This window comes from Pseudomonas sp. 10(2024), from assembly GCF_045164175.1.
Taxonomy (GTDB): domain Bacteria; phylum Pseudomonadota; class Gammaproteobacteria; order Pseudomonadales; family Pseudomonadaceae; genus Aquipseudomonas; species Aquipseudomonas alloputida.
This window is the reverse complement of record NZ_CP174006.1, coordinates 1,831,353-1,852,710: the sequence shown is the minus strand read 5'-3', so window position 1 is coordinate 1,852,710 and position 21,358 is coordinate 1,831,353. Positions and strand designations below refer to the sequence as shown.

Here is a 21,358-nt window from a genome sequence, read left to right as displayed (position 1 = left end):
TCCTCACTAGGAAATCAGTTTTTCAAGATCATCGGCAGTTAGACGATTGAGGTCCTCCAAGGATTTAGCCAAAACATCGTGCAGTGGATCGAGCGCGGGCTGCAGGGCCTGCAAGGCCTCGCAGAAGTCCGCCAGGTCGCGGGCCAGGAACAGCGTCTTGACCGGCACTTCATGGCCCAGCGCTTCGCGCAGGCGCAGCACTACCTGGGTGGCCAGCAACGAATGGCCGCCAAGCTCGAAGAAGTTGTCGCTCAAGCCTACTTGCTCCAGCTCCAGCACCTGAGCCCAGATGCCTGCCACCTGCTGTTCCAGTTCAGTGACTGGCGCCACATAAGCCTGTTGCAGCAGGCTGGCATCCGCCGCCGGCAAGGCACGGCGGTCGAGCTTGCCGTTGGCGGTCAGCGGCATGCGCTCGAGCAGCAGCAGGTGCGCCGGCACCATGTACTCCGGCAGGTCTTCGCGCAGTGCGGCCTTGACCGCCTCACGCCAGAGCGCCTGATCCGCCACCGCTTGCCCGGCCACCAGGTAACCGACCAGTTGGGTGCCACTCGCCCCCTCCTGGGCCAGCACCACGGCCTCGCGCACCTGGGGCAGCGCCTGCAGCCGCGCCTGGATCTCGCCCAGCTCGATGCGGAAGCCACGGATCTTCACCTGATGGTCCATCCGCCCGACGTACTCGATCACCCCATCGGCGCGCCAGCGTGCCAGGTCGCCGCTGCGGTACAGCCGTGCCCCGCTCTCGCCGAACGGGTCGGGAATGAAGCGCGTGGCGCTGAGGTCGGCGCGCTTGAGGTAGCCACGGGCCAGGCCCTGGCGACCGACGTACAGCTCGCCGACACAGCCGGCGGCCACCGGGTTGAGGTCGCTGTCGAGCACGTACAGGCTCTGGTCCGGGATCGGCACACCAATCGGGCTCGACGCGCTCTGCGCCAGGTCAGCCAGCGACAATGGACGGTAGGTCACGTGCACCGTGGTTTCGGTGATGCCGTACATGTTGACCAGTTGCGGGGCACGATCGCCGAAGCGCTCGAACCACGGACGCAGGCTGCCGACCTCCAGCGCCTCGCCGCCGAACACCACGTAGCGCAGCTGCTGGTCGCTGCGCTGGCCTTCAGCGCAGGCCACCTGCATCAGCTGGCGGAACGCCGACGGCGTCTGGTTGAGCACGGTCACCCGCTGCTCGCACAGCAGTTGGTAGAAGGCCTCCGGCGAACGGCTGACATCCTGCGGCACGATCACCAGGCGGCCACCATGCAGCAAGGCGCCGAACAGCTCCCATACCGAGAAGTCGAAGGCATAGGAGTGGAACAGCGTCCAGCAGTCCTGCGGGCCGAAGCCGAACCAGCCGTCCGTGGCCTCGAACAGGCGCAGCACGTTGCGGTGCGGCAGCAAGGTGCCCTTCGGCTTGCCGGTGGAGCCGGAGGTGTAGATGACATAGGCCAGGTTATCCAGGTCCACCGCAACGTTCGGGTTGACCTCGGCGAAGTCAGCGTAGTCGGCATAGTCGGCGGCCAGGTCCAGCACCTGCACGTTCGCCGCCAGGCTCAGCCCGAGGTCGCCCTGGCCGAGCAGCAACTGCAGGCCGCTGTCCTCGATCATGTAGTGCAGGCGATCCAGCGGATAGGCCGGGTCCAGCGGCACGTAGGCACCACCGGCCTTGAGGATGGCCAGCAGGCCGACCACCATCTCCAGCGAACGCGGCGCGGCCAGGCCCACCAGCACGTCCGGGCCGACGCCTCGGGCGATCAGCGCGTGGGCGATCCGGTTGGCCCGGCGGTTCAGCTCGGCGTAGCTCAACTGTTCGCCTTCACAGACCAGCGCCGGCGCCTGCGGCGCGCGGGCCGCCTGGGCTTCGATCAGGCGATGCAGCGGCTGGCTCGGCGCGAACGTGGCCGGGGCGGTATTCCAGGCCTGTACCGCAGCCTGGCGTTGCTCATCATCGAGCAATTGCAAGGTCTCGACAGGCGCCTCAGCGCCCTGTTCGAGCATCTGCAGCAGCAAGTGACGCAGTTGCTGGCCGATCTGCTCGATGATCGCCGCGCTGAACGCCTGCCGGTCATAGCTGCAGCGCAGTGACAGGCTGTCCTCCAGGCCGACCGCCAGGGTCAGCGGATAGTTGCTCTGCTCCTGTGTGCGCACCGGGCCAAAGTGCAGCCCCGAGGGCGAACCACGCTCCAGGGCCTCGGCCACCGGGTAGTTTTCGAACACCAGCAGACTGTCGAACAGCGCGTCACCGCCCTGCCCGGCCCAGCGTTGAATGTCGAACAGTGGCGTGTGCTCCTGTTCGCGGATGCGCAGGTTGAGCGCCTGCAGATCGTCCAGCCAGTCGCCAAGCGCCTGCCCGGCGGTGCACGGCACGATCACCGGCAAGGTGTTGATGAACAGGCCGATCTGCTGCTCGATACCGGCCAGCTCGGCCGGTCGCCCGGCCACGGTGGCGCCGAACGACACGCAGTCCTGGCCGACACGACGCTGCAGCAACAAGGCCCAGGCACCCTGCACCAAGGTGTTGACGGTGACCTTGCGCTCACGGGCGAAGCGGCCCAGGCGCGCGGTGGTCTGCGCATCGATCGACAGGCTGTGCTCGTCGTAGCCATCGACACCGACATGTTGACAGGTGCTGGCCAGGCGAGTGGGCTCTTCCAGTGCGGCCAGTTGCTCGCGCCAGAAAGCTTCGCTCTGCGCTCGGTCCTGACGCTGCAGCCAGCCAATGTAGTCGCCGAAGCGGCCCGCCGCCTGCGTGGGCCGCTCGCCACAGTAGCGTTGCAGCACTTCACCCAGCAGTTGCGCATTGCTCCAGCCGTCCATGAGGATGTGATGGCTGGTGTAGATCAGTGCATGGCGGTCATCTTCCAGGCGTACCAGCACCAGGCGCAGCAATGGCGCCTGCAGCACATCGAAGCCGCGCCCACGTTCTTCGGCGGCCAGTGTCGGGAGCGCCAGCGCAAGGTCATCACGACCGCGCCAGTCCAGCTCGCTGAACGGCACACGGGCCTCGCGCAGCACTACCTGCACCGGTTGGGCCTGGTCGGCGGACCAGACGAAGGCACAACGCAGACTGTCATGGGCCTGGAGCACAGCGTTCCAAGCCGCCTCGAAGCGTGCCACATCCAGACCTGCGACCTCGACCTGCATCTGGTTGATGTAGTCGCCGTCGCTCTCGCCGAACGTGGAATGGAACAGCATGCCCTGCTGCATCGGCGACAGTGGGTAGATGTCTTCGACCTCGGCCACCGCCACCGGCAGTGCGTCGAGTTGCGCCTGGCTCAGGCCCGCCAGCGGGAAGTCCGACGGCGTCAGCCCTTGCGGCGCCTGGCAGTGCTCGACCAGCGCCGCCAGCTCCGCCTCGTAGGCCCGCGCCAGCCGCTCGATGGTCGCGCGGGCGAACATCTGCCCGCTGAAGCTGAACGCCAGGCTCAGCTCGCCGCCATACACCTGACCATTGAGCACCAGCCAGTTGCCCAGCGGCGCCAGCGGGCTCTGCTCCTCACCTGCGCTTTCGGCAGCGGGCACGAACAGCGCCCGCTCATCGAACTGGCCATCCAGCTGGCCCAGGTAGTTGAAGGTGATGCGCGGCACCGGCAGCCCGGCCAGGCTCGCGCGCGCAGCCTCGTCGCCCAGGTAGCGCAAAGCGCCGAAACCGATGCCCTTGTGCGGCACGCCGCGCAGCTGTTCCTTGACCTGCTTGATCGAGGCGCCCAGCTCGGCGGCCGGGGTCAGGCGCACCGGGTAGGCGCTGGTGAACCAGCCCACCGTACGGCTCAGGTCGATGTCGTCGAACAGGTCTTCGCGGCCATGGCCTTCCAGCTCCACCAGCGCCGAATCGGCGCCGCTCCAGCGGCACACCACCCGGGCCAAGGCGGTCAGCAGCAGGTCGTTGACCTGGGTGCGGTAGGCCGCCGGGGCCTGTTGCAGCAAGCGTCGGGTCAGCTCGGCATCCAGGTGTGCCTGCACGCTCTGGCGGTGACGGTTCTGCAGGCTGGCGCCCAGCTCGGCCTCGGGCAGGTCCAGCGGCGCACCGGCCAGTTGCCCTTGCCAGTAGGCCAGCTCGCTGTCCAGGCTTGCGGCATGCTGCTGCAGGCGTTCGCCCCAGGTCTTGAAGGCGCTGGTCTTGGCCGGCAGTTTCGGCGTGCTGCCCGCCAGGGCCTGGCGGTAGGCATCGTGCAGGTCTTCCAGCAGCACGCGCCAGGACACGCCATCGACCACCAGGTGGTGGATCACCAGCAGCAGGCGCTGGCCACCGTCGGCCAGGTCGATCAGCACCGCACGCAGCAGCGGGCCCTGGGCCAGGTCCAGGCTACGCTGGGCCTCTTCGCAGGTCGCCTCGATTTCCTCGGCGCTGCGCAGCGCGGCACGCCATAGCAACGGCTGGGCCGGTTGCAGCGGACCGTGTTCGGCGCTGCCGTCGGCAAAGCGCAGGCGCAGGGCGTCGTGCTGGGCGTACAGTGCCAGCAGCGCCTGCTCCAATGCGCTGGCATCCACCGTTTCGGTGCCGCGCAGCAACAGCGACTGGTTCCAGTGCTGCGGCTCGCTCATGCGCTGGTCGAAGAACCACTGCTGGAACGGCAGCAATGGCATGCCCCCGAGCAGCGGACCTTGCTCGGCCTTCACCGCTCCCTCGCCTTCGCGCAGCACCGCTGCCAGGCCGCGCACGGTCTGGTGCTGGAACAGCTCCTTGGGCGTGAAGTGCAGGCCCTGCTGGCGCGCACGTCCGACGACCTGAATCGAGACGATGGAATCGCCCCCAAGCTCGAAGAAGTTGTCGTTCACCCCAACCCGCTCAAGGCGCAACACATCGGCCCAGACTGCGGCCAGACGGTGCTCCCGCGCATTGGCCGGTGCCTCATAGACCTTTTGCACAAGGGCAGCATCCACGGCAGGCAAGGCCTTGCGGTCGAGCTTGCCATTGGGCGACAGCGGCAGGCTGTCCAGTGCCAGCCACTGGTTCGGCACCATGTAGTCCGGCAGGCCACGGCGCAGATGCTCGGCCAGTTGTGCCTGCCAATCGGCGGCCTCGCCGGTCAGCACCACATAACCGACCAGCTGCTTGCCGTCCGGCACCGTCACCACGGCTTCACGCACCAGGTCGTGCTCCAGCAGGCGCGCCTCGATCTCACCCAGTTCGATGCGCAGGCCACGTAGCTTGACCTGGTGGTCGATACGCCCGGCGTACTCGATCACCCCATCCGCGCGGTAGCGCGCCAGGTCGCCGGTGCGGTAGATGCGCTCGCCATTGCCGTATGGGCTCACGGCGAAACGCTCGGCGGTCAGCCCCGGGCGGCGGTGGTAGCCGCGCGCCAGGCCTGCGCCGGCCAGGTACAGCTCGCCCAGCACGCCCACCGGCACCGGTTGCAGCTCGGCGTCGAGGATGTAGCAGGCCAGGTTGGCAATCGGCTCGCCGATCGGCACGCTGTCGCGCCCTTCCTCGCGGCAGGTCCAGTGGGTCACGTCGATGGCCGCCTCGGTCGGGCCGTACAGGTTGTACAGGCCGGCCTTCGGCAGCTTGGCGAACACCTGCTGCTGGGCATCGGCCGGCAGCGCTTCGCCACTGCAGACGATGCGCGCAAGGCTGGTGCAGCGCGGCACGCCGCTGTCTTGCAGGAACGCCTGGAGCATCGACGGTACGAAGTGCAGCGTGGTGATGTTTTCGCCGGTGATCAGCTCGACCAGACGGGCCGGGTCGCGATGATCACCCGGCGCGGCAACCACCAGTCGCGCACCGGTCATCAAGGGCCAGAAGAACTCCCACACCGACACGTCGAAGCTGAACGGCGTTTTCTGCAACACGCTGTCGCGGGCATCCAGTCGATAGGCCTGCTGCATCCAGCACAGTCGGTTGACCAGGGCCGAATGGCGGTTGCCCGCGCCTTTTGGCCGGCCTGTGGAGCCGGAGGTGTAGATCACATAGGCCAGGTTTTCAGGGGCCACCGCCACGTTCGGGTTGCGCGCGTCATCGGCGCCCGGTTCCAGGTCCAGCGCCAGGGTCTGCACGCCTTCGGCCAGCGGCAGTTGCAGGTGGCTCTGGGTCAGCAGCAGTTGCACGCCGCTGTCCTCGATCATGTAGCGCAGGCGCTCTTCGGGGTATTCCGGGTCCAGCGGCACGTAGGCACCACCGGCCTTGAGGATGGCCAGCAAACCGACCACCATCTCCACCGAACGCTCCACCGCGATGCCCACCAGCACATCCGCGCCGACACCCAGGGCGATCAGGCGATGGGCCAGGCGATTGGCGCGGGCGTTGAGCTGGGCGTAGCTCAGGCGCGTCTCGCCGAAGGCCAGCGCCGGGGCATCCGGGGTGCGCTGCACCTGGGCCTCGATCAGTTGCTGGATGCTCTGCTCCAGCGGGTAATGTTCAGCGGTGGCGTTCCACGTGACCAGGGTGCGCTCGCGCTCGGCGGCCGCCAGCAATGGCAGTTCGGCCACCGGTTGTTGCGGTTGCTCGACGATGCCTTGCAGCAGGTTCAGCCAATGCTCACCCAGGCGCACGATGGTGGCCTGGTCGAACAGGTCAGTGGCGTAGATCAGCGAAGCGCTCAGCCCTTCATCGGTCTCGCAGGTGTCCAGGCTCAGGTCGAACTGCGTGGTGTCGTTGTCCCAGGCCATGGCCTGGACCGCCAAGCCTGGCACGGCGCGTACCGGCGCGAGCGCGGCGGCCTGGTGGTTGAACATCACCTGGAACAACGGGCTGTGGCTGAGGCTGCGGGTCGGCGCCAGCGCATCCACCAGTTGCTCGAACGGCAGGTCCTGGTGCGCCTGGGCGCCCAGCGCAGCCTGACGCACCTGTTGCAGCAGCACGCCGAACGGCTGGCGTGGATCGATATCGGCACGCAGTACCTGGGTGTTGACGAAGAAGCCGATCAGCCCTTCGGTCTCGACCCGGTTGCGGTTGGCCACCGGCACGCCGACGCGGATGTCGCGCTGGCCACTGTAGCGATGCAGCAAGGCCTGGAACGACGCCAGCAGCACCATGAACAGGGTCGCGCCCTGGCGGCGGGCCAACGCCTCGAGGCCGTCCTTCAACGCCGACGGCACGGCCAGGTCGAGCTGGGCGCCGCGATAGCTCTGCTCGGCAGGACGCGGGCGGTCCAGCGGCAAGGCCAGCACATCCTGCTCGCTGCCCAGTTGCCCGACCCAGTAGGCCAGTTGCCGCTCACGCTCGCCAGCCTCCATCCATTCACGCTGCCAACGGGCGTAGTCGGCATATTGCAGCGCCAGGGCAGGCAGTGGGGCGGCATCGCCCTCGCGGTGGCGGGCATAGCCATCGATCAGTTCGCCGACCATCAGCTGCATGGACGCCGCATCCGAGACGATATGGTGCTGAGTCAGCACCAGCACCTGGTCGTCGGCCGCCAGCTCCAGCAGGCGGACCCGCAGCAGCGGGCCGCGGGCTAGGTCGAACGGCTGGCGGATCTCCTCAGCGACACGCGCCTGAAGGGTCGCCTCGTCCGCCAGTCGTTCATGGGCGATGACCAGCGCAGCCGAGCGCTCGATCACCTGGACGATGCCCTCGTCGCTTTCGACGAAGCGAGTACGCAGGGCCTCATGACGCTCGACCAGCGCATTGAAGCTGTGTTGCAGCGCCGCACGATCGAGGCTGCCTTTCAGGCGCAGGACCATGGGGATGTGGTAGGCGCTGCTGTGTGGCTCCAGCTGCCAGAGGAACCACTGGCGTTGCTGGGCATAGGACACCGGCAGCGCCGCATCGCGCGGCGTCGGCCGGATGGCCGGAGCCCGCGCCGCCAACGACGGTGCTGGCAGGCTGGCGACGAAGCCCTGCAGGCTGGCCTGCTCGAACAGCGTCTTGAGCGGTGCGTCGATGCCTAGCTCGCGCAGACGCGAGAACACCTGGGTAGCCAACAGCGAATGCCCTCCCAGTTCGAAGAAGTTGTCGCCCAGACCAACCTGCTCCAAGTGCAGCACCTGCGCCCAGATCGCCGCGACCTGTTGTTCCAGTTCACTCTGCGGCGCCACATAGGCACGCTGCGATTGCGCGGCATCCACGGCAGGCAAGGCCTTGCGGTCGAGCTTGCCATTGGGCGACAGCGGCAGGCTGTCCAGTGCCAGCCACTGGTTCGGCACCATGTAGTCCGGCAGGCCACGGCGTAGGTGCTCGGCCAGTTGCGCCTGCCAATCGGCGGTTTCGCCGGTCAGCACCACATAACCGACCAGCTGCTTGCCGTCCGGCACCGTCACCACGGCTTCACGCACCAGGTCGTGCTCCAGCAGGCGCGCCTCGATCTCACCCAGTTCGATGCGCAGGCCACGTAGCTTGACCTGGTGGTCGATACGCCCGGCGTACTCGATCACCCCATCCGCGCGGTAGCGCGCCAGGTCGCCGGTGCGGTAGATGCGCTCGCCATTGCCGTATGGGCTCACGGCGAAACGCTCGGCGGTCAGCCCCGGGCGGCGGTGGTAGCCGCGCGCCAGGCCTGCGCCGGCCAGGTACAGCTCGCCCAGCACGCCCACCGGCACCGGTTGCAGCTCGGCGTCGAGGATGTAGCAGGCCAGGTTGGCAATCGGCTCGCCGATCGGCACGCTGTCGCGCCCTTCCTCGCGGCAGGTCCAGTGGGTCACGTCGATGGCCGCCTCGGTCGGGCCGTACAGGTTGTACAGGCCGGCCTTCGGCAGCTTGGCGAACACCTGCTGCTGGGCATCGGCCGGCAGCGCTTCGCCACTGCAGACGATGCGCGCAAGGCTGGTGCAGCGCGGCACGCCGCTGTCTTGCAGGAACGCCTGGAGCATCGACGGTACGAAGTGCAGCGTGGTGATGTTTTCGCCGGTGATCAGCTCGACCAGACGGGCCGGGTCGCGATGATCACCCGGCGCGGCAACCACCAGTCGCGCACCGGTCATCAAGGGCCAGAAGAACTCCCACACCGACACGTCGAAGCTGAACGGCGTTTTCTGCAACACGCTGTCGCGGGCATCCAGTCGATAGGCCTGCTGCATCCAGCACAGTCGGTTGACCAGGGCCGAATGGCGGTTGCCCGCGCCTTTTGGCCGGCCTGTGGAGCCGGAGGTGTAGATCACATAGGCCAGGTTTTCAGGGGCCACCGCCACGTTCGGGTTGCGCGCGTCATCGGCGCCCGGTTCCAGGTCCAGCGCCAGGGTCTGCACGCCTTCGGCCAGCGGCAGTTGCAGGTGGCTCTGGGTCAGCAGCAGTTGCACGCCGCTGTCCTCGATCATGTAGCGCAGGCGCTCTTCGGGGTATTCCGGGTCCAGCGGCACGTAGGCACCACCGGCCTTGAGGATGGCCAGCAAACCGACCACCATCTCCACCGAACGCTCCACCGCGATGCCCACCAGCACATCCGCGCCGACACCCAGGGCGATCAGGCGATGGGCCAGGCGATTGGCGCGGGCGTTGAGCTGGGCGTAGCTCAGGCGCGTCTCGCCGAAGGCCAGCGCCGGGGCATCCGGGGTGCGCTGCACCTGGGCCTCGATCAGTTGCTGGATGCTCTGCTCCAGCGGGTAGTTTTCAGCGGTGGCGTTCCACGTGACCAGGGTGCGCTCGCGCTCGGCGGCCGCCAGCAATGGCAGTTCGGCCACCGGTTGTTGCGGTTGCTCGACGATGCCTTGCAACAGATTGATGAAGTGGGTCGACAGCCGCTCGATGGTCGAGCGCTCGAACAGGTCGGTGTCGTACGCCAGGGAAACCATCAGCCCCTGCGCGGTCTCGCTGGTATCCAGCACCAGGTCGAACTGCGCCGTGGCACTGTCCCAATGCAGCGGCTCGACACGCAGGTCACCCCAGTTCCGCTCGGCGCGCGCAGCGTACTGGTGGTTGAACAACACCTGGAACACGGGGCTGTGGCTAAGATTGCGTTCCGGTGCCAGGGCCTCGACCAGTTGCTCGAACGGCAGGTCCTGGTGGGCCTGGGCCTGCAGCGCCGCCTGCCGGGTCTGGCGCAACAGGACGTCAAAGCCCTGCCCGCCATCGACCTGGGCACGCATCACCTGGGTATTGACGAAGAAACCGATCAGCCGCTCGGTTTCAGCCCGAGTGCGGTTGGCCACCGGTACGCCGACGCGGATGTCGGCCTGGCCGCTGTAGCGGTGCAGCAAGGCCTGGAACGCTGCCAGCAACAACATGAACAAGGAAACATCCTGAGTCTTGGCCAGCTGTTGCAGGCCATGGCTCAGTTCAGCCTCGAGCGGGAAGTCCAGGCGGGCACCACGCAGGCGCCGTTGAGCCGGGCGTGGCCGGTCGAACGGCAGCTCGAGCACGACCTGCTCACCGCCCAGCTGCGCCATCCAGTAATCGAGCTGGCGCGCACGCTCGCCACCGTCTAACCACTGGCGCTGCCAGGCCGCGTAGTCGGCGTACTGCACAGGCAACGGCGCACTGTGTTCGCCGTGGTAGCCCTGCAGCAGCTCTTCGACCAACACCTCCAGGGAGGCGCCGTCGGAAACGATATGATGCTGGACGATAACCAGCACATGATCCTGCTCGCCCATGGCCAGCAACTTGACCCGCAGCAACGGCCCTCGCACCAGGTCGAATGGCGCCCGCACCTGGGCATCGACCCAAGCCGCCAGCGCCGCATCGTCCAGCTCGCCTGGGTGCTCGATCACGATTGGCAGCGCCAGGTGCGGATGAATATGCTGTCGCAGCATCCCCGTGGTGTCATCGAAGGTGGTGCGCAATGGCTCGTGACGGGCGATGACCCGGTCGAATGCCGACTGCAACGCCGACAACTCGAGCGGCCCCCGCACACGCAACGCCGCCGGAACGTTGTAGGCGGCGCTCTGTGGGTCCAGCCGCCAGAGGAACCACTGGCGCTCCTGGGCATAGGACACGGCCATCGCAGGCGTGCGCGGCAATACCGCAATCGCCGCTGCCGCCCCCTGGCCCAGCTCGGCGCAACGGTCGGCGAAGGCCCCCAGGGTCGGCTGCTCGAACAACTGCCGCAGGGGCACTTCGAGCCCGAGCCCTTGGCGAATGCGCGCGATGACCTCGGTCGCCAGCAACGAGTGGCCACCAAGGCTGAAGAAACTGTCGGCAAGGCCGACGCGCTCGACCTGCAAGGCCTGCGCCCAGATCGTCGCCAGTTGTGCTTGCAACGGTGTGCGCGGCGCTTCGTAGACCTGCTGGGCGGCACTGAAGTCCGGCGCCGGCAAGGCCGCGCGGTCGAGCTTGCCGTTGTTGTTCAACGGCAGCCGTTCCAGCACCAGCAGGTGGGCGGGGATCATGTAGTCAGGCAGCGCCTGGCCCAAGGCAGCCCGTACGCCCTGTAGCCAGTCAACGGACGGCGTGGCCTGAGCTGCGACCAGGTAGGCCACCAGTTGGGGCCCGGTCGGCCCGGCGAGGGCCAGCACCGCCGCCTCGCGCACCGACGCCAGCCCTTGCAGGCAGGCCTCGATCTCGCCCATCTCGATACGCATGCCGCGAATCTTCACCTGATGATCGATACGCCCTACGTACTCCAGTACCCCGGCCTGGGTATAACGCGCCAGGTCGCCGCTACGGTACAGGCGTGCGCCACGCTGTTCGGCGAAGGGATCCGGCAGGAAACGCTCGGCGGTCAACCCCGGGCGGTCGAAGTATTGCTGCGCCAGGCAGTTCGGCGCACCGATGCACAGCTCGCCGACGCCATCGCTGGGCAACAGTTGGCCGGCACTGTCCAGCACATACAGCGAGCGGCCGGCGATGGCTTGGCCGATCGGCACGCCATACGCGTCCTGCGCATCTTCGAGGCGGCAGTCATGCACGCTGGAGACCACCGTCGCCTCGGTCGGGCCATAGGTGTTGACCAGGCTGATCCCGCCCAGCCCCGCCGCATGCCACAGGCGCAACCCTTCCACCGACATGGCCTCGCCGCCCACGTGCACCTGACGCAGCTTGCCCAGGCCGTGGCCTGGCCGCGCCGCGCAAGTCTTGGCCAGCATGTGCCAGTAGGCGGCCGGCAGGTCGGCCAGGGTCACGCCCTGCTCGACAATCAACCGCGCCAGCTGATCGGCGTCCCACAGTTCCTCGCCACGCATGATCAGCGCGGCGCCGACGCACAGTGGCGGATAGCACTGCTCGACGAAGCCGTCGAAACTGAAAGTGGCGAACTGCAGCACCCGGTCGTCGCGCTCAAGGCGGGAGTAGCCGGTGGCGCTGTAGCTGAACTCGCGCAGTGCCGCATGACTGATCGCCACCCCCTTCGGGCGCCCGGTGGAACCGGAGGTGTAGATGACATAGGCGAGCTGCTCGGCGGCGACCTGCACATCCGGGTCGTGGTCGCCACACTGCGCGACCTGCTCGCCCAACATCCCCAGCTCCAGGCGGCGCAGCCCCGCCGGCAGCGCCAACTCGACCAGCAGGCCGTCGTCGCACAACAACAGGTCCAGACGGCTGTCCTCGATCATGTAGGCCAGCCGCTCATGCGGATACTGCGGATCCAGCGGCACATAGGTCGCGCCGCTCTTGAGCACGGCAAGCAGGCTGACGATCAGCTGCGGGCCACGGCGCAGGGCCAGGCCGACACGCTGGCCAGGGCGTACACCCTCAGCGATCAGTGCATGCGCCAGGCGATTGGCCTGGCCATCGAGCTGGCCATAGCTCAGGCGCAGCTCGCCACATTGCAAGGCCAAGGCCTGTGGCTGGCGCGCGGCCTGTGCCGCGATACGCTGGTGAACCAGTTCCTGGCTCGGCAACGCCAGTGCGCGGCCTTGGCTGAAGCCAAGCACCTCGGCCTGCCCCTGATCGTCGAGCAGGCCCAGCGCGCCTACCGGCGCCGCCGGCGTGGCGACCATCTGCGCCAGCACCTGGCGTAGCCCGGCGCACAGCTGACCCACCTGCTCTGCCGCGAACAGCGCAGGGTCGTAGCCGAACGCCAGGCTAACCCCATCACCGAGCTCGATGCCGATGGTCAGCGGGTAGTGGGTGCGCTCGTGATTGCTCACCGCGCCGAAACGCAGGCCGGCAGGCGCGCCCTGGCGCAGCGCCTCGGCCACCGGGAAGTTCTCGAACACCAGCAGGCTGTCGAACAGCGCCGCGCCCTGCTGGCCAGCCCACCCCTGGATGGCATACAGCGGCACATGCTCGAATTCACGCAGGCCCAGGTTGAAGTCCTGCACGTCGGCCAGGTAACCGGCCACCTGGCGATCAGGCGCGGCATCGATCAGCACCGGCAAGGTATTGATGAACAACCCGAGCTGGTCGTCGATGCCCGGCAATGGCGCCGAGCGTCCGGACACCGTGGCGCCGAAGGCCACGCAGGCTTGCCCGGTCAGGCGCTGTAGCAACAGGCCCCAGGCCGCCTGGAACAGCGTGTTCAAGGTCACCTTGTGCTGACGGGCAAAACGCTCCAGTTCGGCGGTCTGCGCGGCGTCGAGGCGGGCGAGGTACTCACCCTCGCCTTGCGCGTCGGCGGGGCGACGCAGGGCCTGGGCGAGCAGCGTCGGCGCCTGCAAGGCGCCGAGACGGGCTTTCCAGAAACGCTCGCCGGCACTGGCGTCCTGGCGTTGCAGCCACGCCAGGTAATCATGGAAACGGCCGGCCGGCGCTGACGTGCGCTCACCGACGTAGTGCTGGATCACCTGGGCCAGTAGCTGGGCATTGCTCCAGCCATCCAGGAGGATGTGATGGCAGGTGTAGACCAGGTGCCAGTCGTCGGCCCCGGTACGCACCAGCAGCAGCCTGAACAAGGGTGCGCGGGACAGGTCGAAACCCGCTTCGTGCTCGGCCCGAGCCAGTGCATCGAGGTCTGCCGCAGGTTCGTCGACGATGCGCAGCGGCAGTGGCAACTGACGCTGGACGATCTGGTGGGCACTGTCCAGGCCCTGCCAGTGAATGCTGCTGCGCAGGATCTCGTGACGTGCCAGGGCCGCCTGCCAGGCCTCGCCGAAGCGTTCCAGGTCCAGGCCGCCGATATCCAGGCGCAACTGGTTGATGTAGGCGCCGCCCTGGGTTTCATACAGCGAGTGGAAGAACATGCCCTGCTGCATGGGCGACAACGGGTAGAGGTCTTCGATCTCGTGGCCGGGCACCGGCAATGCATCCAGTTGCGCCTGAGTAATGCGCGCCAACGGGAAGTCCGACGGCGACGGTTGCCCGGCAGGCACGCCCAGGCAGTGCTCGATGAGCGCCTCCAGCTCCTGTTCATAGGCCGTGGCCAGCGCCTGGATCGTGTCGGTGTCAAACATCGCCAGGCTGAAGCCCCATTGCAGCGACAGCTCGCCGTTGTAGACCTGTCCTTCCAGGGTCAGCCAGTTGGCCAGCGGCGCGTCCGGGTCCTGGCCGTCACCACCGCGCTCGGTGGCCGGCGCCAGCAAGGCCTGGGCATCGAACTGGCTGTCGAACTGGCCCAGATAGTTGAAGGTGATGCGCGGCGCGTCGAGCGTCGCCAGGGCCTCGCGCACCGAGGCGTCACCCAGGTAACGCAGTACGCCGTAGCCCATGCCTTTGTCCGGCACCGCGCGCAGCTGTTCCTTGATGGCCTTGATCGAGTCACCATGATCGGCGCGTGGGGCCAGGCGCAGTGGATAGAGGCTGGTGAACCAGCCGACGCTGCGGGTCAGGTCGATGCCGTCGAACAGCTCTTCGCGGCCATGCCCCTCCAGCTGCACCAGCGCCGCCTGGCTGCCGCTCCATTGGCAGATGACACGTGCCAGGGCGGTCAGCAGCAGGTCGTTGACCTGGGTGCGATAGGCTGCGGGCGCGACCTGCAGCAACTGACGGGTGCGCTCGCGGGACAGACGCGACGCCAGTTTGGCCCCATGGCGGTTGCTCACCGGCGCGTCCGGCCTGTCGCACGGCAGTGCGCCATCGCCGCGCTGCGCTTGCCAGTAGGGCAATTGTCCGAGGAACGCCGGCACCTGCTCGTGCAGTTGCGCAGACCAGGCCTGGTAGCTGCTGGTGCGCGGCGCCAGCGACAGCGGCTGCCCGGCCAGGCGCTGGGCATAAGCCTGCTCCAGGTCCTCCAGGAGAATACGCCAGGACACGCCGTCGACCACCAGGTGGTGGATGACCAGCAACAGGCGCTGCTCGCCTTGCGGCAAGTCGACCAGCATGGCGCGCAACAGCGGTCCACTGCCCAGGTCGAGGCTGCGCTGGGCATCGTCGCAGAGCGTCGTCAGCGCCTGGGCATCCGCAGCCTGGCGCTGCCACAGCTCGACCTGCGCGACCGGCGCGCCATAGTGCTGCCGCCAGCCTTCGGCGGCGGGCTCGAAGCGCAGCCGCAGGGCGTCATGGTGGTTGACCACATCGCCCAAGGCATCGACCAGCGCCTGGGCCTGCAACGGTTGCCGGGCTCCGAGCAGCAATGATTGATTCCAGTGCTGGCGGACCGCAATGGCCTGTTCGAAGAAATGTCGCTGCACAGGGCTAAGCGCCACCTCGCCGGTGGCCGGCGCCTGCTCAACCGTCAACGATGGCTGGCGTCCGACCGCGCCGGCCAGGCCGCGCACGGTCTGGAACTGGAACAGGTCGCGCGGGCTGAACTGCAGGCCCTGGCGTCGAGCGCGGCCAACCACCTGGATGGCGATGATCGAATCGCCGCCCAGCTCGAAGAAGTTGTCGTCCAGACCGACCTCGGCCACGCCCAGCACCTCGCTCCAGACCTGCGCCAGGATATGCTGCACATCGGTTTGCGGCGCCACGTAGGCGCCGCGCGGAGCGGCATCCGGTTGCGGCAGGGCCTTGCGGTCAAGCTTGCCGTTGGGGGTCAGCGGGAAGTGCTCCAGCGGCATCAGGTGGCTGGGCACCATGAATTCCGGTAGTGCCTGCAGCAGCCAGTCCTTAAGCCCTTGCTGCCAGCCGTCTGGCGTTTCGTCGAGCACCAGGTAGGCCACCAGTTGCTTGCCGTCCAGCGCCAACACCACGGCCTCGCGCACCCAGGCATGCTGGGCCAGGCACGCCTCGATCTCGCCCAGTTCGATGCGCAGGCCACGGATTTTCACTTGATGATCGAAACGCCCCAAGTACTCGATCACGCCATCCACACGCTGGCGAACCCGGTCGCCGGTACGGTACAGACGCTGTCCGGCTACGAAGGGGTCGGCAACGAAGCGCTCGGCGGTCAACCCCGGACGCCGGTGGTAACCACGGGCCAGGCCAATGCCACCCAGATAGAGTTCGCCGGCAACGCCCGGCGCCACCGGCTCGAGGCCAGCATCGAGCACATAGGTGCGGATGTTGGCGATGGGCTGGCCGATGGGCACGCTGTCGCGGCCTTCGTCGATGCAGGTCCAGTGCGTGACGTCGATAGCCGCCTCGGTGGGGCCGTAGAGGTTGTACAGCGCCGCCGCCGGCAGCTTGCCGAACACCTGCAGCTGCGCGTCCACCGGCAATGCCTCGCCGCTGCAGACGATGCGGCGCAGGCTGTCGCAGGTCTCGACACCGGGCTCGTGGATGAAGGCCTGGAGCATCGAGGGCACGAAATGCAGGGTGCTGACCTGATGGCGACGAATGGTCTCGATCAGGCGCGTCGGATCCCGGTGGTCACCGGGTGCGGCCACGGCCAGCCGAGCACCGGTCATCAGCGGCCAGAAGAACTCCCAGACCGAGACGTCGAAGCTGAACGGGGTCTTCTGCAGCACCGTGTCACCGGCGCCCAGGCCATAGGCTTCCTGCATCCAGTGCAGGCGGTTGGCCAGGGCTTCATGGCTGTTGCCGGCGCCTTTCGGCCGGCCGGTGGAGCCGGAGGTATAGATGACATAGGCCAGCTGCCGTGGGTCGTTCGCCACCTGGGGCGGGCTGTCTGGCTGGTCGTCCAGCGTCAGTTGGTCCAGGGCGATGCACTGCACGTCACCGGGCACCGGCAGGCTGCCCTGCAGCGCCTGCTGGGTCAGCAGCAGGCGAATGCCGCTGTCCTCGATCATGTAGGCCAGGCGCTCCTCGGGGTATTCCGGATCCAGCGGCACGTAAGCCGCACCGGCCTTGAGGATCGCCATCAGCCCGACGACCATTTCTACGCTGCGCAGCACGCTGATACCCACCAGGCTGTCGGCTCCGGCGCCTTGCACACGCAGGAAGTGAGCCAGGCGGTTGGCGCGGGCATCGAGCTGCGCATAGCTGAGCGCGGTATCACCGAACATCAGCGCCGGGGCGTCTGGCGCGTGGCGCACCTGATCCTCGAACAGCTGGTGCACGCCGCGCCCGAGCGGATAATCGCGGGCGGTGGCGTTCCAATCCTCCAGCACTGTGCGACGGCTGGCGTCATCGAGCATCGGCAGCTGCCACAGCGCGCTGTGCGGCTGGCTGACCAGGGCCTGCAGCAGGGCCTGCCAGTGTGTCGCCATGCGTTCGATGGTGGCGGCCTGGAACAGGTCGCTGGCGTAGGTGAAGGCGGCGTGCAGGGTGCCACCCTGCTCGTAGGTGTCCAGACTCAGGTCGAACTGGGTGGTGCGGCTGCGCCATGCCAGGGGCGACAGTTGCAGCCCCGAGGCCAGGGTCACGGTGGCCAGGTCGGCGACTTGTGGCTGGTGGTTGTACATCACCTGGAACAGCGGCGCATGGCTCAGGCTGCGCTCGACCTTGAGCGCCTCGACCAGGCGTTCGAACGGCAGGTCCTGGTGCGCCTGGGCACCGAGTACGACCTGCTTGATGCCTTGCAGGTAGGCCAGCACATCGAGGTGCGCGTCCGGCCGCACACGCAACACCTGGGTGTTGACGAACAAACCGATCAGCCCTTCGACTTCGGCGCGGTTGCGGTTGGCCACCGGGCTGCCGATACGCAGGTCGGGCTGGCCGGTATAGCGTTGCAGGAGCAAGCCGAACGCGCCAAGCATGACCATGAACGGCGTGAGGTTATGCTGGCGGGCGAAGCCGCGCAGCCGCTCGGCCAAGGCCGCATCGACCGCGAACGAGCGGCGCTCGCCGCTGAAGCTCGGGGTCGCCGGACGGGCATTATCCAAGGGCAGCTCGAGCACGGGCTGCTCATCGCCCAACTGCGCCTGCCAGTACGCCAGCTGCCGTGCCAGTTCGCCGGCTTCCAGCCAGCGGCGCTGCCACAGGGCATAGTCGACGTACTGGATCGGCAGGTCCGGCAGTTGCGGCGCATGGCCAACGGCGAAGGCGTCGTAGCAGCGGCTGAACTCGTCGATCAGCACGTTCATCGACCAACCGTCGGAAACAATGTGATGCAGGGTCAACAGCAGCACATGTTCCTGCTCGGCCAGGCGCAGCAGACGCACGCGCAGCAGCGGCCCTTGCGCCAGGTCGAATGGACGCAATGACTCGGCCTCGGCTTCTGCACGCACCTTCGCTTCGCACTCGGCCTCATCCCACTGACGCAGGTCGACACGCTCGATCAAGGCCTCGCCGACCGGGCGATGGACCTGGAGCAGACTGTCGTCAGGCTGGACCTCGAATACTGTGGTCAGGCTCTGGTGACGCGCCAGCAGGCTGGCGAACGCCTGCTCCAGCGCGGACTCGTCCAGTTGCCCGGTCAGACGCACCGCGCCTGGCAGGTTGTAGGCGCCGCCCTGGGGGTCCATCTGCCAAAGTACCCACATGCGCTGCTGGGCATAGGATAACCCTTGGCGGTCCGGCGCCTGGACCCCGGCCGGAATGGGGAACTGGGAAAAGTCGATGCCCTCCCTGGCCAGGGTCTCGAGGAACACGCCGCGTTTCTCCTGCGGCAGTTCAATGAAACGGCGGGCCAGTAGCAGGGACTTTTCGGCATTCATCAGATTGCTTCCGTACGAGTGAGGTATCGGGCGGGGCCCGGCTATCCCTACGAAACGGATACAACCTGAAAAAAATTAATGCCTCCGCGCCCCTGACGGCAGTTGCAGACACACCACATTCCACGGCCAGCCATTCGATTTATCTCACTCATCGTTGTCGGTGAATTTCTGGGTCAATCTCGGGCGTGGCTGACAAGCCAACAGCGAGGCGTTAATTTGCCGTCGCGGCGGCTCGTTTACCGAGAAAGCCGCCCTGCAAGAGGACCTTCGCATGTCCAGCCCCGCCCGCATCACCCAGGCACTCCAGCAAGGCCTGCGCCGCCTGGTCGGCAGCCACAGCCCGGCTGCCAGCGCCTACCGCCTGTTCGACCTACAGCTCAAGCAACGCATCACCCTTTCCCCATCACTTGCACGCCTGGTGTTCACCGGCCCGGATGTGGCCCAGATGGCCACCCTGGCCCCCGACCAACGGGTCAAGCTGTTCTTTCCCGCCCCAGATGGTTCGCTGCCTGTACTTCCCGCCGATGCCCACTGGAAAACTGCGCACAGCGCCTTGCCGCCAGCACAACGCCCACCCATGCGTACCTACACCATCCGCGCGCTGCGTCGGGAAGCACTGGAAGTCGATGTAGATTTCGTGCTGCATGGCGTCAACGGCCCTGCTTCGGCTTGGGCCAGCCATGCCCAGGTGGGTGACCGCCTGCAGATGGTCGCGCCCAACCTGGCCTATGCCGGCGACCCCGGCGGTTATGAATGGAAGCCACCCCAGGGGGTGCGCAACGTACTGCTGGTGGGTGACGAAACGGCACTTCCGGCGATTGCCGGCATCCTTGAGCAACTGGCAGAGACCCAGCCCGAGCTTGCGGTGCAGGCGTTCATCGAGGTGCCGTTGGAAGCTGATTGCCTGGATCTGCGCCATGGCGATGCCACCGAACTGCATTGGCTGCCGCGCGAGCTGCTGGGCTGCGCGCATGGCCAGGCCATGCAGCATGCCGTGCGCGAACTGGCCAGCCTGCCACAGGAGCCTGCCGCACCACGGGCGAAGCTGGAAGAAGTGGACATCGACACACGGATCTTGTGGGAACAGGCCAGTAGCACCAGCAGTGCGTTCCATGCCTGGGTCGCGGGGGAATCGGCGACGGTAATGGATATTCGCCGGTATCTGATCAAGGAGCGCGGGCTGCAACGAGAGTGCCTGACCCTGATGGGTTATTGGCGGGCCGGGCGGACCTTTGATTGACTTGAGATAGCCTGGGGGCGCTTTGCGCCCCCAGGCAATGGTTCAGACTGCCGCGATCAACGCCTCGGCAAACCGCTGCGCCACCTCGTCGATCTGCTCGCCACTGATAATCAACGGGGGCAGGAAACGCACCACCGCCCCATGTCGCCCACCCAACTCCAGGATCAGGCCGCGCTTGAGGCACTCGCGCTGCACCTTAGGCGCCAGGTCGCGGTTAGCCGGCGGGTGGCCCAGCGCATCAGGCTGGCCTTGTGGGTCGACCAGTTCCACCCCGAGCATCAGCCCACGCCCGCGAATGTCACCCAACTGCGGATAGTCCTGCTGCAACTGCAGCAGGTGCTTGCGCAAGCGCAGCCCCATAGCCTCGGCATGTTCGGCCAGGCGATGCTCGACCAAGTAATTGATCACCGCCGAACCCGCGGCCATGGCCATCTGGTTGCCACGGAAAGTGCCAGCATGTGCGCCCGGCTTCCAGGTATCCAGCCAGTCGCGGTACACCACCACCGCCAACGGCAGGCTGCCGCCAATGGCCTTGGACAGCGTGACCACGTCCGGGACGATGCCGGCATGTTCGAAGGCGAACATGCGCCCGGTGCGGGCAAAGCCGCTCTGGATCTCGTCGAGGATCAGCGCCACACCGGCCTGCTCGGTGATACGGCGCACACCCCTGAGCCATTCGATATCGGCCGGGATCACACCACCCTCGCCCTGCACCACCTCAAGGATCACCGCCGCCGGCAGCGGCACGCCGCTTTCCGGGTCGAGCAGCAGGTTTTCCAGGTAATGCAGGTTGGTCTTCACCCCGGCTTCGCCGCCCAAGCCGAACGGGCAGCGGTAGTCGTACGGGTAAGGCATGAACTGCACGCCGTTGCCGAGCAAGGCCCCCAGTGGCTGTTTCGGCCCATGGCTGCCCATCAGGCTCAGCGCGCCTTGGCTCATGCCATGGTAGGCGCCCTGGAAGGCCAGCACGGTGCTGCGGCCGGTGGCGGTGCGCACCAGCTTGAGCGCAGCCTCGACTGCATCAGTGCCGGTCGGGCCACAGAACTGCACCTTGGCCTCGCGGCGCAGCGCCTCGGGCAGGATGCCGAACAGGTCCTGGACGAAGCGGTCCTTGACCGGGGTGGTCAGGTCCAAGGTGTGCAGCGGCAACTCGTCAGCCAGCACCCGCTGGATCGCCTCGACCACCACCGGGTGGTTGTGGCCCAGGGCCAGGGTGCCGGCACCGGCCAGGCAGTCGATGAACTGGCGGCCTTCGACGTCTTCGACGTGGATGCCACGGGCACGCCTGAGCGCCAGCGGGATGCGCCGCGGGTAGCTGCGGGCGTTGGATTCCTGCTGTTGCTGGCGTTGCAGCAAAGGCGAATCGGTGAATTCGTACAAGGGTTGCGGCACGCTGGCCGGTACAACCCGGGCAAGGCTGGAAGCGGTGGACATGGGTAAATCCTCGCGAGCAAGCGGATGGGCGGTTATCGCTTTGGAAACGCTTGAGTGGGGGGAGGA

General features: G+C 67.2%; 3 protein-coding genes. 1 reads left to right on the top strand and 2 read right to left on the bottom strand.

What is annotated here, in order from left to right; translation table 11 throughout:
• Positions 1 to 6: 6 nt before the first annotated feature.
• Positions 7 to 18,618: a non-ribosomal peptide synthase/polyketide synthase gene (locus ACI7M0_RS08455; RefSeq protein WP_405314572.1), complete on the bottom strand. Its 18,612-nt coding sequence runs from the start codon at positions 18,616 to 18,618 to the stop codon at positions 7 to 9.
• 271 nt (positions 18,619 to 18,889) lie between these two features.
• On the opposite strand from ACI7M0_RS08455, the gene ACI7M0_RS08450 reads away from it, so the two are divergent.
• On the top strand, positions 18,890 to 19,858 hold the full coding sequence (locus tag ACI7M0_RS08450) for a siderophore-interacting protein (protein WP_129933896.1): 969 nt from the start codon (positions 18,890 to 18,892) through the stop codon (positions 19,856 to 19,858).
• 42 nt (positions 19,859 to 19,900) lie between these two features.
• Here the strand turns inward: ACI7M0_RS08450 and ACI7M0_RS08445 are convergent, their stop codons facing one another.
• Positions 19,901 to 21,292 carry an aspartate aminotransferase family protein gene (locus ACI7M0_RS08445; protein WP_129933897.1) on the bottom strand — a complete coding sequence of 464 codons (1,392 nt, stop codon included), beginning with the start codon at positions 21,290 to 21,292 and terminating at the stop codon, positions 19,901 to 19,903.
• Positions 21,293 to 21,358: the final 66 nt, after the last annotated feature.

Coding starts and splice junctions, on each gene's coding strand:
- ACI7M0_RS08445 (WP_129933897.1), bottom strand. CDS start 21,292: ATGTCCACCGCTTCCAGCCTTGCCCGGGTTGTACCGGCCAGCGTGCCG.
- ACI7M0_RS08455 (WP_405314572.1), bottom strand. CDS start 18,618: ATGAATGCCGAAAAGTCCCTGCTACTGGCCCGCCGTTTCATTGAACTG.
- ACI7M0_RS08450 (WP_129933896.1), top strand. CDS start 18,890: ATGTCCAGCCCCGCCCGCATCACCCAGGCACTCCAGCAAGGCCTGCGC.